The sequence below is a fragment of the Paenibacillus sp. FSL P4-0113 genome, assembly GCF_038009305.1.
GTDB classification, from domain to species: domain Bacteria; phylum Bacillota; class Bacilli; order Paenibacillales; family Paenibacillaceae; genus Paenibacillus; species Paenibacillus polymyxa_D.
This window is the reverse complement of the sequence record NZ_JBBPAZ010000001.1, coordinates 4146681-4161348: the sequence shown is the minus strand read 5'-3', so window position 1 is coordinate 4161348 and position 14668 is coordinate 4146681. Positions and strand designations below refer to the sequence as shown.

The following is a 14668-nucleotide window of genomic DNA, read 5'->3' as shown; positions in this document are numbered from 1 at the left end:
CAAAGTAAGGAGCATATTATGAAAAGCAGCGTTAAAAAAAGAATGGGATTACAATCCAAACTCTACTTCATCTTGCTCATTCCTTTAATAGTGATTGGCGTCATTGTTTTGTGGACGACCAATCAATCTATCCAGAATGCTTCTCTATCAACCATGCAGCTAAACAATGAAACGCTGGCAAAGAACACGGCCCAGTTATTGGACAAATCCGCAGTCAAGAGCTTAAATACGGATTCATCTGAGCAAAGTAGCGAGTATAAGCAGCTTCGTAACGAGTTAAATACACTCAGGTTGCAAACTGGAATCCTGTACATCTACATGTACAACCGTGTGGGCAATGAGTGGAAAATTACGGTAGATGGAGCCGCATGGGAAGACAAAGACTACAGTCCATTCGGAACTCCTGTAAGTTTTACCCTTAAAGAAACGGAGGAGAAATTGAAACAAGGGGAAACAGTGACTACAGATATTACAACGGACCCTGAGTGGGGGACGATGTTTTCCTCCTTTACTCCCATTAAGGATACAGATGGAACCATCATTGGTTATTTGGGAATCGATAGATCCCTGTCCTCTGTGACTGAAGTATACGAACATACCTTGCCCGAGGCCTACCGATTAGTTATTCCTGTTATCTCCATCATTCTGATCATCTCCATTACGGCTATGATGCTGGTAACCCGGCGGATACTGCGTCAGGTGAGATTTATTAAAAATACACTGGAGCAAGTAGCCGACGGCAACCTTACGGTTACATCGTCGCAAGTAACATATGATCAGTTAGGCGAAATCAGCGGATTGACGAACAAAATGGTGGAAGCCATGTCGAATATGATTGTGGATATTCAAAGCAGTTCAAGTACACTCCAGCATGCATCGAAGAATATCGTCGTGACAACGGAGGGGACACTCCATCAGACTGAGGAACTGTCCCGTACGCTCCAGCAAATTGCCGATGTCTCTATTAACCAAGCAGAACAAGCGGTGGAATCAGTTCAACAATCTGACCGATTAGGACAAACGCTGGATGAAGTCGGAAGCCATGTGCAGCAATTCACGGATACAGCCCATCATCTCAATGAGGTTCGCAATCAGGTAGCCAGTGAGCATGAACTGTTATTAGAAAAAGGACGAGAAAGCGCCCTGCGTATCAAGCAGATGCAACGCATGTCCCACGCGTTAACCGAAAAATCCCGCGAGGCAGCTAACATCGGTCAACAGGTACAGGGCATCGTAAAGCAGACGCAGATTTTGTCCTTCAATGCATCTATTGAAGCCTCACGTGCAGGCGAAGCTGGCAAGGGTTTTTCTGTGGTCGCTCATGAAATGGGGCAACTTGCCCAACAATCCGCCATATCGATTCGTGAAATCGACGAAATCTTAAGCAGCTTTGTTGAGCAAATTGAGCAAATGGGTGATCAATTTGATGAAAACATAAAGACCGTCAATGAACAAGAAACCCAAATTTCAGCATGTCTACAGTCTGTTGACAAAGTCACCCAGGTTTCACGGGAAGTTGAGGAGTTAGCTGCACATCTGGCTCAATTGACGGCAGAGATGCAAGAGGTACGTCACAGCGTAGATCAACATTTAAATCACACAGCCAGCGCGGCACAGCAGACTGCCGGAATGACAGAAGATGTATCAGCAAGCGCTCAGAAACAGGCCCTAGCGGTAAAAGAACTATCCGAAGTAGCCCGCAATCTCACCACACTATCAAACAATCTGCAGCGTCATGCCGACCAGTTCCGGGTAAAAAACGCTGAATAGTAAATATGATGTTGGATTCGATTCAACTAAACCAAAAAGAAGTAAACTAAAATGGAGCATTCGCTAACGTAGCGAATGCTCCATTATTATGTTTTGAAAGCCGAGCAGAGTTCACCTTTATCCGAGTAGGTGCATACATATAACCTAGAAGTGTGTATTCAAGCACTCCAGACTCATATCCGTTCTTATGACGGGGGTAGCGCCGCTGTTTTCACCTGTTTCGTATAAGAAGGATAGCCTCCCGTATGCTGGAGCATTTCGATTTCACGCAAAATACGCGGCAAGTCAGCGACCGAGTTCATCACGATGTGGGCTCCTGCTCTTTTCAAACCATATACACTCTGTCTGCGCCGTTCCTCAGCCACTCTGTCTTCCGCTTCATGGCTGGTCGTTTGAGCTACGGTCGTCACGCTTTCGTTATGATTCAAGACACCAATCGTCCATACACCGGCGTTCCGTCCTTCTTGCATATCGGCTACTGTATCTCCTACTTTCACAATATCGCTCAGCGGAAATACCTGCAAGCGATGTGCAATTTCATAGATCATCCACGGATAAGGTCTCCCCTGCGAAACTTCACAAGGGGCAACCATACAATCCAGCGTATAGGGTGACTGTGCAGGCGTAAATACGTGACTGAGCATCTCCATTGGACAGGATGCAGTGGCACCTGACTGAATGCGACGATCCTGCAACTCCTGCAGCGCCCTGTCTATACCGATAGCAGGCTCAGCCCCTTGGATCAAGGAGCGGAGAACAGGGACAAGCTCAAGATAAATATGCTCAATATCCACTCTGCCAGGATGCGCACCAAAGCACTCCAGCCATTTTTTCCGAACCTCTGAAAGTCCCAGCACATTCGCAATATGATCCCGGATCGGCATTCCTCGCCCATGAGATACCTGTTCTTCAGTTACCTGTATACCTTTCCATCTGAAAATATCACGCATTCCCTGGGTTAAGCCTCGTCCTCCGGGGTCTAACAATGTACTTTCGAGATTAAAAATAACCGCTTGTATCATGCAATCCCCGCCTTTCCGTACCGCGGCTATCCGCAATCTTTATTTTGCTTAGGAACATGATACACAGCTAACGTAAACTGAAATGTCGTAAACGGTAAGCGGATTGTAATTGAAAATAAATTCCTTGATTGGTTGTGAATACCGAGTGTGATCAGAGGAGGAGTCGCAACATGAGACAGCCTTGGAATGAATTTAATTCCAAAATGCCTTGGCGGATGGAGCTTGGTTGTTATGCGCTGAATAAACTGGCCTGTGGAGGATTGGTTTTTGGTCTCTTATGGGTCTACTGCTATCTGACAGAGGAAATAACAGGAATTCCTCTGACTATAGCAGGCAATAGTGGTGAACTGACCGCGCAGCTGTGGGCCTATGGTTTTGCCCTTCCTGCCGCTCTTGTCGCTGATGCGCTATGCGATCTTTTACCCTGGCTTCGCAAGCCCGAGCAGCTCACCCTATACCTCGCTGCAGGATTCAGTGTCTTTCTCCTGCTAGGTTCTTTGATGTCGCCTGCCGGAACGGGCATTTCATGGAGCAACGGCATAGCAGGTGCAGGGATTACACTGCTGTATTATGGAGGAAGGCACTGGCTGAACCGTGAATATGGATTACAGATCATGCTGGCCTTCCTCCTGCCACTGCTGCTATGGCCTATAGGGCTTCAATAATGTCGCCAGCGATCACAGAGGCAGGATGCTGGCGATGACGTGCGGCTATTTCTCCAGCCGCACCATGCAAATACACGCCAAAAGCTGCTGCCTGCGAAGCATTCAAGCCCTGAGCCAGCAAACCTGCGATGATGCCTGTTAGCACATCGCCCGCACCGCCTGTCGCCATCCCAGCATGGCCTGTGGTATTGACGTAGGCCGTTCCATCGGGACAAGCGATGACCGTGCGCGCTCCTTTGAGCACCAGCGTGACCTCACGTGTTCGGGCGTACTCCCGGGCATGGGTGATACGGTCACGCTGCACCTCTGCTGTCGGTATGTCCAGCAGACGAGCCATTTCACCGGGGTGCGGCGTCAGTACGACTGCCGCACTTCTCGGCTTCCAAGCCTCCAGCTCAGGCCCCGCCGAGGCGAGGATGTTCAAGGCGTCCGCATCAAGCACGAGCGGACCGCCGTATTCCTCCCACAGGCGGCGTAGCCAGCCGGTGTCCCCTGCAAAGCGGCCGAGGCCGGGGCCGACGGCCAGCACATCACGTGCCTGCGCGAGCTGTAGCAGCTCGTCTGCGGAGTCGGCGTTCCATTCGCCGTCTCCGCCTGCTACTGCGGCAGCGAGCATTAGTTCCGGCGCGGCGCCAATGACGCGCGGCAGCAGCGCTTCGGGCACCGCCCACGTGACAAGGCCGCTGCCGATGCGCAGGGCGGCACGTGCGGCCAGCAAGCCCGCGCCGCTCATGCGCAGGCTTCCAGCCGCGACCAGAACGTGGCCGTAGGTGCCCTTGTGTCCGTCCGGCACGCGGCTGCGGCTTACATCCACGTCCAGCGCAGCGCGCAGCGTGTCACGGGTCAAGAGCTGCAGCTGCACGCCGCACTCACGGGCAAGGCCGGGTGGAATACCGATGTAGCGTACCACCACATCGCCTGCGGTCCCGGCGCCTGGATATTGGACGAGCCCACGCTTCAAGTAGGCGAGGCATACGGTGACGCGCGCACGAATGCACGGCTCGTGCAGTGCACCTGTGTCGGCGTCAAGGCCGCTAGGCACGTCTACCGACACCAGCGGCACGCCGCTGGCATTGGCCTCGCGGATCAGCGAGGCGTAGGGTTCGCGCGGCGGGCCTTGCGTGCCCGTGCCCAGCAGGGCATCGACGATGCCGGAGGCGCCGCGCAGGTCGAGGGTATCCCGGCCATAGAGGATCACCGGGATACCCAGAGCCGCGATGATTTCGCGCTGCGCAGCCGCCTCACCCCGCAGCGTGTCTGGCGGCTCGACGTACACAACGGTGACGCGTAGACCTGCATCGGTTAAATGGCGGGCCGCCACCAGTCCGTCACCACCGTTGTTGCCTTTGCCTACGAGGATATACCAGTGTTCTCGTTCCCGTAAGTCATGTCGTCCTTGACTCCACGTCTCTGTCCGTATAATACCGCCATGTCCCGGTATATCCCCCGGCCCTGTGTGTGAAAGCTTCAATACTTCGTCAGCTACCGCGCGCCCGGCATTTTCCATCAAGGTAAGGGCCGGAATACCCAGCTTGTCAATTGTATAGCGATCCAATTCTCGCATTTCTTCGGCGGTCACCATATACATGCCTTTCGCCTCCCGTATGGCTATCCCTGCTTATTAATATCCAACTGTAAAACGGGAATTGACAAATTCCCCTTCTACTAACTCATCAATCAGGGCTACCGCATAATCTTCGACCGAGATACGGCTATGGCCTAATTCGTCAACCACCAAATGATCCAAACCAATACGGAACTGTCCTGTACGTTTTCCTGCTTCAATCATTCCGGCAGGACTACAATAGGTCCAGTCTACATCCGCAGCGCGGTACAGCTCCAGTGCATCTGCATGGGCAGCCGCCAGCGGCTTCACTTCCTCCGGAAACTCGGCGGTATCCATGAGGCGTTCACCGTTTTCTGTTTTCAGACTTCCCGCTCCACCAACGACAAGTATGCGCTCCGCGCCAGAACGCCGAGTTCCTTCCAGCAAAGAACGAGTCGCTTCGAGCAGTTCTTCCTCTTCTCCAAACTTGGGACCGTATGCGCTAATGATAGCATCGTGCCCCTTAGCCACTTCCGTAACGGAATTCGGATTTAGAATATCTGCTTGAACCACCGTCAAGTATTCACTTTGCTCCGTCACACGTTGGGGGTCGCGCACCGCTGCTGTCACCTCATACTTACGCTTGATAGCTTCCTTTACTAACGCTTTGCCGATTGTTCCTGTTGCCCCGAAAATAATAACCTTCATATTCACTGCCTTCTTCCTGTCTATAATTTACTTACTGTTATTTATCCGTTTTATCTCCAGCTTAAACCCGTGCAAGATATCGATTCGATGTCTCATGATCTTCTGTTGCAATTTTTATATTTTTATCCATACCGAATCTACCCTCCTGCTTGTATCTTGTCTATTTTACCAAAAAATACTTCATATATCCTGGTCAAAGGTATACAAGCCCTTGAAATGCCTGTGTAGTCTGTGCAATAGTGTAGAAAGAACAATGGAAGGAGGGATTGCGGGTGTCCCCGACGGACTTCGCGGCGTTAGTCGCATATATCTCACCCGGTCTGATCGCCTTCCTGCTGGCGTTGTCTTTGCTGGTATGGCTGTATGTTCACAGTGCAGCCCAGCTTCGAAATTCGCGTCAGCAGCGGCTGGAAGAATTACAGGAATCGCTGCGTATCTATGGACGATTAGCTGGTTGTCTCCAAACCACTACCCAGAACGGGTTCAATAACAGCGAAAAGCAGTACCAGAACGGACTCATCCACGCTCTTCAGGAAGCCAAAGCTGCTCCCTATTTGACCCCTCACCTTCAAGAGCAGGTCCAAGCATCCCTTCGGGAGTGTGATGCGTTCCGCAGAGAATTGCTTCTCAAATCACTGGAGCGTGAAATGAACAAACTTATTGAGGAACGGCGTCTTGTTCTGCTGGAATCTCATGCTCCGGGCTGGGGAACAGCATTGTGGAAGCTATTGCGTCCAGCAGCTGGTCCGCTGGCACTGGCAGGAATCGTCTGGTTGGTCACAAGGCTGGTTGTGGAACTGACAGCCTCCAGCCATGTTGATGTTAGTCTGCCCGACACTGCACAATCTGCCTCATGGCTCATAGGGTGTGCATGGATGAGGTTCGTTTCAGGCTTGATCGCCCTACTGTATGTGTACCGGCTGATGACCCTGCGCAGGCAAAATGATCTGGACGTGACGGCATCCCATTTTCCAACAAGCCTGTTGTGCTTGGTAATCGCCGCTGTCGCCCTGCTTCAATGGATCGGACCGGAAGCGTCTCCCTACATACTGGCTGTTCAGCTTGTGCTGTTCTTGATCGGCTTCCGACTTACCCGAGGCCGCTCTCGCAGTGATCGTCCTTATGTTGGTCATCCCGGCTTGATCAAGGCAGATGCTTCTCAACATCAGGATTTACGCGCAGCAGATAAAGATAAAACGGCTGACTCTTCTTTGGCAGAAGAACATATCCGATCCTAAACACCAATGGACATGCCTTTACCCGTATCCTACCTGCAAATCACATACCATCACAGGACATCCCAACAACAAAGAAAGAGTTTATGGGGTGTCCTGTTTTTTGAACAATTTTTGGATTTTTGTGGGGTTAGGCTTGTGCCAATGATCAAGGAAAGGGTATATTGTTTATATAAATGTAAATCATATCGTTTTTTATGTATTATTATTGAAAAAAATCCATATATGTTAAACTACCATCAATTTATGATGTGCGTTAGAATTGGAGGAACTATGCAACTGGACATTTCTGAAAAATCACTTCCCGTTTATGAGGCGCTGGCCAGTGAGGTTCGGCTAAACATGATTGTTCTGCTTGCGGAGAAGCCTATGAATATACGTGAGCTGGCGGAAGCTTTGGGGCTCAGCAGTGCGATTATGACGATGCATGTCAAGAAACTGGAGAGAGCGTCCATTATTTCGACCAAAATGCTGCCCGGACGAGGCGGGGTACAGAAAGTGTGCTCACTGGCAACAGACAAAATTGAAATCGCCATGCCACGCTATCAGCAGGATGTACGGCAATTCCATCAGACAGAGATTTCCGTCGGACACTTTACAGATTTTGAAATACAGGCGACCTGCGGACTGGCTACCGTCGAAAAGATCATTGGTGAATTCGATGAGCCTCGTTCGTTCTTGGACCCTGAGCGCTTCAATTCCAAAATTCTATGGTTCAGCCAAGGATATATGGATTATAAGGTGCCGAATTTCCTACTGTCCAGCCAAAAAGCTGAGGAACTGGAAATTTCGATGGAACTATCATCCGAGGCCCCTTTTACCAATGATAATTGGCCTTCAGATATCACTTTTTTCCTAAATGATGTGAATTTGGGTACATGGACCAGCCCAGGGGATTTCGGGGATAACCGTGGTAAATACACACCTGCATGGTGGCCTGATTTTATCAATCAATATGGTCTCCTCAAAAGACTTCGCGTTACCTCCGAGGGTACCTTTATGGATGGGAAGCAAATTTCTGACGTGACTTTAAGCCAAGTGCTGATTGATCAGAAACAATGGAAATTCCGTATTGCCATATTGGATGATGCCCAGCATGTGGGAGGGGTTACTCTGTTCGGCACCGGATTCGGTAACTACAATCAGGACATCTTGTTCCGTTTGTACTACAAACATGCAGAAAATCATACCAAAACAGTAACGGTAGAAGCTGGCGATAGCAGCAAATAGTTTTAGTCCACTTCAAGACCTGAACACGGCGTTTTGCCCATGCCTTTCATGGGAAACAAAGCGCCGTGTTTTATTTTTCATTCACTTACATCGTACTCTTTTGCCACGTGCTATCCGATTAGCGTACAGGTTCAATACACACAGGTGAAGGAACCTCCAGCACATATCCCGTTCGGGTCAGCCTTCCATCCTCACTATGGATGGCAAAGGATACGAGGTTGTTTCCATCCTGATTCGCCACTACCAGATAACCGGACAGGATGTTGAAGTTACGCGGTGTGCTGCCGAAGGTTTCCACCCATTCAACCGTCTTCAGCTTGCCGCTGTCCAGATCGACATGGTATAGCACGATGCTGTCATGGCCGCGGTTTGACACATACAAAAAGCGTCCACAGGGCGTAATCCGAATATCGGCTGCTGTATTATCTACATTTATAAAGCCTTCTGGCAGTGTGGACAGGCTTTGCAGCAATGTAAGCTCACCATTACGTTCGTTATAACTAAACACAGCGACGGTATTGTTCAACTCATTGGCGACAAAAGCATATGGACGCGAAGGATGAAAAACCAGATGACGCGGTCCAGAACCAGGTGGCAAATCTATCTCACGATGGGTCACCAGTTTTCCATCCTCTGTCAAACGGTATACCACAATCTGATCCAGCCCCAGATCACATATCAGGGCATACTGTCCTGAAGGATCTGGAATAATCGAATGCGGATGTGCCGCATCCTGACGGTCCTGGCGAATACCTGAGCCGGTATGCTGAACTTGCCCCGACATGTCTCCTAATCCTCCAGCTTCCGTCACAGGGAACACAACGGCATTGCCGCCTGAATAGTTGGAAGCCAGCACATATCGTCCATCGGTTGTTACGGAAACATAGCAAGTATGTGCTCCCTCTGTCCCTTTGCGATCCAAAGGATGTAATTCCCCCGTCTGGGTATTCACCTGATACGCATACAGCTCGCCTCCTTCTGTTTCACTGGCAGCATACAGCTTTGTCCCATCCGGGTGTAGCGCGAGAAAAGAAGGCCTCTCCATCCCTTCCACACCTCCAACCATGCGCAGATCACCATGGGTCACATTCAAAGCACATACATATATTCCTCTTTCCTGACGAGACGCATAAGTCCCTGTATAAAATAACTGCTCATTCCGCTCTTCCATCGGCTCTCAGCTCCTTCTAGCTTTTTTTATCTGGCTTTTAGCTCTACTATTTGTCTTGTTGTAAAACCATCATGCATTATTACCCAAGATTCTGTCGTTTCATTAACATTTCGCAATGTATGCAAAAAAATAGCCTCCTTCGGCGCCATCTGTGGTTCATAAGAACGTCACAGTTCACACCAAAAGAGACTAAATTTACGACAAGAACAACATTAAACCGCTGTGGTTTGCGTATCTCTGCTATTCCATTTTACAGCCAGCCCCAAACTAAGGATGAGAATGACTGCCCCAAAAATATATGGCAAATTGATATGCACATCGAACAATTTACCCGCAAGTGCAGGCCCCAGAATATTACCAATACTCATATAAGCATTGTTCATGCCGGCTGCAACTCCCTGCTCATCCCCCGCCATTTTGGATAAAGCAGTATTAATGGCTGGCCGCAGCAACGACGTAGCGGTAAAGAAGATGAGCGATACCCCGAGTACATAATAAAAGTTGCCGGAGAGCAGCATAAGCACAAGGGAAATCGCTGAAAACAGAAAGGAGCCGATAATGACACCTTTTTCGCCAAAACGATTCAACATCGGGCTAATGACCACAGCTTGAATCACGGTTCCGACCAGTGCTCCTACGGTAATAATGATAGCAATATCACGCTCATTGTAATGAAACTTGCCCGTCACGAAGAAAGGAAACATCGTTTCAAAATGCGTCAATCCAAAGGTTAGCGTGAATATCATAATCAGCAGCATAAAGTAAGGCTTGCGGAAAGAAAGGGCAAACTGTTTAATCACATTATCCCGTTTGGCCTTGACATTCCGAAACTTCAACTGTTTCTCCAGCGACAAGGTTTCGGGCAGCATAATCAAGGAAATCAGTGCAGCTACGCCCGATACGGCCGCCGAAACATATAAGGGCGTACGAATCGAGATATCTGCCAGCAAGCCGCCCACACCAGGACCGATCACAAAGCCAAGAGACATGGCGGCACCCAACAATCCCATTCCTCTACCGCGATTGTGGACCGTTGTAATATCAGCAATATAGGCCATCATCGGAGGAATCATAAAAGCTGCTCCTGCACCTCCCAGCAAACGGGAGATATACAGTATGGTTAACGATTCCCCAATCGCAAACAATACAGAAGACGCCGTCATGATTACCAAACCGATAATAATCATTTTTTTACGTCCGTATTTATCGGACCATTCTCCCGCTAACGGCGAAAACAGGAATTGGGTTAAGCCAAACACGGCAACCAAATAACCACCCGTTTCACCACTGCCTCCCAAGGAGCTCATAAACTTGGGAAGGATCGGAATAATGAGGCCAATCCCCAGCATGGCAATAAACATATTAATCATCAAAATGACCAGCGGCCCCATTTTCAACTGTTGTGAATCTGACATGTAGCGTTTTGTCCTCCTCAGGTTCTTTATTTCGTATACGAAAATCTTATTTTGCAACCATTCCAGCAAAACTCTTCATTATATTAATAGAGAGAAGGACAAATAACAATCATAAAATACTTCCGATAACCCTGAATCTTTCCTTTGGGCAGAACAGCAAAAAGGAACAACTTGAAATGGCGATGTTGTCCCTCTCATAACGAACGACCAGGATGAATTTCTGGAACGGTCTGGCGGTCCCTACGAACTTTATTGTGGATCTTCGAATAGCTCCTGTATCATCTTTTCCCTGTTATTCAGAAATTGTTTCGTAATGATAAAATGATCGGTTTCCTCTAGCGTCCGGGTGTCGATCCCTTCATGTGTCAGATGATACAAGATGGAATCTGGATAAGCCATCAAAATAGGGGAATGAGTAGAAATGATAAACTGTGAGCCCTGCTGCACCAGCTCGTGAATCCGTGCAAGCATGGCCATCTGGCGCAAAGGCGATAATGCAGCTTCCGGTTCATCCAAAATATACAATCCTTGCCCTCCAAACCGATGCACAAAGGCAGCAAAAAAAGACTCGCCATGCGACTGCTCATGCAGCGATTTACCCCCGTAGGAATCTCGAATCGGTCGCCCTCCTCCTTCTCGATCCAGCTCGTCGATGTGAGTCGCCACATTATAGTAGCTCTCCGCCCGGAAAAAGAAGCCATCCCTTGGCTTTTCTCCCCCTCTCACCAGCCGGATATGCTCATACAGTGAGGAATGCGTGGCTTGTGTAGAAAAATTGAAATTTTTAGTACCTCCCTCTGGATTAAATCCCCACGCGACCGCGATTGCCTCCATAAGCGTCGATTTACCTACGCCATTTTCTCCAATAATATAGGTGACGGAAGGATGAAATTTGAGTTCGTTCCACTGGTGTAAGGCCTTTAAGTTAAACGGATATTGGCTCTTGTCCGCATCTGGAGGCCATATCAGCTCCAGGCGACGTATAAAAAGATTACGGTCCCATATACTCATATCCAAATCAGCTCCATTGCCAAGCAATTCACTAGGTTTTCCATCATTATATTGGAATTATTTACAGCAATCAATCTGAAATCCCATTTCGTAACCCTTCTGTTGTTATTGAAGCGATTATTACAGGTATAATATATAGTAATGTTCATCGGGTATGAAATCTAAGCACCTCATTCCGTGTATATCTCATTCTTTTCCAAGCAGGTGAATCTATGAAATCTAATCACAAACCGATTCAATCTTTTAAAATCGTACAGTTCATAATGACCATCTACAGGCAGCGATTGACACGTATTTTGCTACCGTTGGCTGTACTGGCTTTTATTATATGGGAGGCGGGACGAGAACTAAAAGACTTTAATCTGGCGCGTATGCTTCATGAGCTGCGGCGAATGGATGCCACCTTTCTCATCGAGATTGGCTTGTTCTCACTGGTTGCTGTGGCGGCTATGAGTGCATATGATTACGTAATCAGACATCATTTCAAGCTTCAGGTCAAGCCTGGAACAACATTTCGCTACGCCTGGATCTCCAATACCTTTAATAATGTCTTTGGTTTTGCAGGCTTTACAGGAGCGGGACTTCGCACAGTACTGTATAAGAAAAGCGGTGTGCCGTTGGGTGTCATCACCTCTGCGGTCGTGTTTCTTTCGCCAGTCGTCATTACCGGACTATCTTTGCTGGCTTGGGGAGCCATTGTTCATCTGTATCCGGTACAGCCTGTACTGGATGCTCACCCGTGGCTTCATTGGGCGCTGTGGGGAATGGCATTGTACCTACCGCTATTCCTGATCATGCAGCGCTCCAAACGGTACTCCACATGGTTCAACAAGGGAGAAGGACAGCTTTCCTGGTCCACCATCTCCGCTTCCATCAGTGCTTCCCTACTGGAATGGCTGCTGGCTGGCCTTACCTTTGCATGGATCGGCTCGCACTTGCTCCATGAACTGCCGATGCATGCTGTGTTCGGCATTTATGTAATAGCCGCGATTGCCGGGTTAATCAGTCTTGCACCCGGAGGGGTCGGGGCATTCGACATCATTGCCCTGCTCGGGCTGCAAATGGCGGGAGCCAACTCAGATCGGGCACTGGCTGTCCTACTGGTCTTTCGCGTCTTTTATTACATCATCCCGTGGCTCATCGGCTTGGTGTTAGCCGCGCTGGAAATGATTCCGCGTAACGAGCGCCTGAATCAGCTAGCTGAGACAGGTTGGGATTACTCCCTTAATGCCTGGCAGAAGGTATGGGGCTGGCCTGGTCAATTCCGGTTTTTGGCCGATCTAGGGGTATGGGCGCTTGGTAAGCTGGTACTCATATCCGGCGTGGTGCTTCTTTTGTCGGCAGCTACGCCCGGTCTGTTATATCGGCTTCGTTTTGCTGAGCATTTGCTCAGCCTGCCCGTCATGCGCTTGTCGCATGAAATCTCGGTCATCATCGGAATTATGCTTGTCGTCCTGTCCCATGGAATCTCCCTGCGTATTCGCAGAGCATTACGACTGACATTGATACTGCTTCTGACAGGAGCTATTTTCACCTTCACTAAAGGTCTGGATTTTGAAGAAGCTTTATTCCTACTGTTTGTGGCTTTAATGCTATGGATTTCGCGTTCGCGGTTTTATCGGGTCAGTGCGCCGCTGAATCGGCACAACATTTTAATATGGGGTGGATTATCTCTACTCGTAACCGGGGCTTATTTTATCATTGGGGCAGGCTCCAACACTCCCTTTATGCGCCATTTGCATGCCAAGGTCCATCTAGACTTTTTTATGAACCGCAGCGATTACGGAGTTACCGCCGTGTTTAGTCTGATTTTGGCATGGGTATTCCTGACGGTATATTTCTTTCTTCGACCTCAGCGTAGCATCGCTAATCTACCCGACGAGCAGGAGCTGGATAAGCTAAAAGAATTTTTGGAACGGCAGGGTGGTAATCTCGTCTCTCATATGCTTTTTCTGGGCGATAAATATCTGTATTGGACCAAAAATGAACAGGTTGTCATTCCCTACGCTCGTAGCCGGGACAAACTGATTGTATTAGGTGACCCACTCGGTCCAAAAGAACGTGTGAGTGAAGCCATTCAGGAATTTCAGCGGTTCGCAGATCGGTATGCGTTAACGGCTGTATTTTATCAGGCCTCGCCGGAGTATTTGTCCATCTATCACGAGAACGGCTATCGCTTTTTCAAACTGGGCGAGGAAGCACTGGTGCCGCTGGAATCATTTACACTGACGGGCAAAAGCAATCAAGCGCTACGCAGCGCCAAAAACCGTTTTGACCGCGAGGGCTACTCGTTCGAAATCATCCAACCGCCTCTAGAGGCGTCACTGATTGAGGAGATTCGTCAGGTTTCGAATATTTGGCTGGATGGGCGCAAGGAGAAGGGATATTCACTCGGCTGGTTCAAAGAACCCTATCTTCAGTTGGCTCCGATTGCATTGCTAAAGGACTCTGAAGGGAAGGTCATCGCTTTCGCTACGATGGCCCCTGCCTATGATCATGGACGGACGGTCTCCATTGACCTGATGCGCCACTTGTCTGACACGCCAAATGGCACGATGGATTATTTATTCACACGGGTCATTGAGTGGGCCAAGGAGAGTGGGTATACGACATTTAATCTGGGAATGGCACCGCTGTCCCAGGTAGGGCAAAGCGAAAAGGCATTGCGCGAGGAAAAGCTGGCCCGACTCGTTTTCCAATATGGGGGACATTTTTACGGCTTTCAGGGGCTTCGGCGCTTTAAGGATAAGTTCAAGCCGCAATGGGAGCCGCGCTATCTGGCCTATCCAGCTTCTGTCTTTCTACCGATCCTGACGCTGGAGCTGGTATATCTCGTGTCCAAACGCTCGGACTAAACAAAGGGCTGACAACAGGACTTTAATAGTCTAACACGAC

11 protein-coding genes are annotated in these 14668 nt (G+C 49.1%); 5 read left to right on the top strand and 6 right to left on the bottom strand.

Features of this window, described 5'->3' with window-relative positions; all coding sequences use genetic code 11:
- The first annotated feature begins 18 nt into the window (after positions 1 to 18).
- Positions 19 to 1770: a methyl-accepting chemotaxis protein gene (locus MKX46_RS17965; RefSeq protein WP_341071570.1), complete on the top strand. Its 1752-nt coding sequence runs from the start codon at positions 19 to 21 to the stop codon at positions 1768 to 1770.
- Between the two features lie 185 nt (positions 1771 to 1955).
- On the opposite strand, the gene MKX46_RS17960 is transcribed toward MKX46_RS17965, so the two are convergent.
- A complete protein-coding gene (locus MKX46_RS17960) occupies positions 1956 to 2792 on the bottom strand; it encodes an HAD hydrolase-like protein (RefSeq protein ID WP_341071568.1) in 837 nt (278 codons plus the stop codon).
- A 170-nt stretch (positions 2793 to 2962) separates the two neighbouring features.
- Here MKX46_RS17960 and MKX46_RS17955 point away from each other — a divergent pair, with 170 nt between their 5' ends.
- Positions 2963 to 3457, top strand: coding sequence for a hypothetical protein (locus tag MKX46_RS17955; RefSeq protein ID WP_341071567.1), 495 nt, complete (start codon positions 2963 to 2965; stop codon positions 3455 to 3457).
- Here MKX46_RS17955 and MKX46_RS17950 read toward each other — a convergent pair.
- Both MKX46_RS17950 and MKX46_RS17945 read right to left on the bottom strand, forming a co-directional pair.
- Entirely contained in the window at positions 3441 to 5045 is a 1605-nt protein-coding gene (locus tag MKX46_RS17950) for an NAD(P)H-hydrate dehydratase (RefSeq protein ID WP_341071566.1), read from the bottom strand. The genes MKX46_RS17955 and MKX46_RS17950 overlap by 17 nt on opposite strands.
- 33 nt (positions 5046 to 5078) lie before the next feature.
- Positions 5079 to 5711 carry an NAD(P)-dependent oxidoreductase gene (locus tag MKX46_RS17945; RefSeq protein WP_039270303.1) on the bottom strand — a complete coding sequence of 211 codons (633 nt, stop codon included), beginning with the start codon at positions 5709 to 5711 and terminating at the stop codon, positions 5079 to 5081.
- A 272-nt stretch (positions 5712 to 5983) separates the two neighbouring features.
- On the opposite strand from MKX46_RS17945, the gene MKX46_RS17940 reads away from it, so the two are divergent.
- Both MKX46_RS17940 and MKX46_RS17935 read left to right on the top strand, forming a co-directional pair.
- Positions 5984 to 6949, top strand: coding sequence for a hypothetical protein (locus MKX46_RS17940; protein WP_029514733.1), 966 nt, complete (start codon positions 5984 to 5986; stop codon positions 6947 to 6949).
- A 270-nt stretch (positions 6950 to 7219) separates the two neighbouring features.
- Positions 7220 to 8176 (top strand): ArsR/SmtB family transcription factor, encoded by a 957-nt coding sequence (locus MKX46_RS17935; protein WP_039270301.1) that lies wholly within the window; start codon positions 7220 to 7222, stop codon positions 8174 to 8176.
- Positions 8177 to 8294: 118 nt separating this feature from the next.
- On the opposite strand, the gene MKX46_RS17930 is transcribed toward MKX46_RS17935, so the two are convergent.
- The 3 genes from MKX46_RS17930 to MKX46_RS17920 form a co-directional block, all read right to left on the bottom strand.
- A complete protein-coding gene (locus tag MKX46_RS17930) occupies positions 8295 to 9347 on the bottom strand; it encodes a lactonase family protein (protein WP_165148005.1) in 1053 nt (350 codons plus the stop codon).
- A 212-nt stretch (positions 9348 to 9559) separates the two neighbouring features.
- Positions 9560 to 10762 carry an MFS transporter gene (locus MKX46_RS17925; protein WP_029514730.1) on the bottom strand — a complete coding sequence of 401 codons (1203 nt, stop codon included), beginning with the start codon at positions 10760 to 10762 and terminating at the stop codon, positions 9560 to 9562.
- A gap of 249 nt (positions 10763 to 11011) precedes the next feature.
- Positions 11012 to 11773, bottom strand: a complete 762-nt coding sequence (locus tag MKX46_RS17920) for an AAA family ATPase (protein ID WP_341071565.1) — start codon at positions 11771 to 11773, stop codon at positions 11012 to 11014.
- Between the two features lie 212 nt (positions 11774 to 11985).
- On the opposite strand from MKX46_RS17920, the gene mprF reads away from it, so the two are divergent.
- A complete protein-coding gene (gene mprF, locus MKX46_RS17915; RefSeq protein ID WP_029514728.1) occupies positions 11986 to 14628 on the top strand; it encodes a bifunctional lysylphosphatidylglycerol flippase/synthetase MprF in 2643 nt (880 codons plus the stop codon).
- The last annotated feature ends 40 nt before the right edge of the window (positions 14629 to 14668 follow it).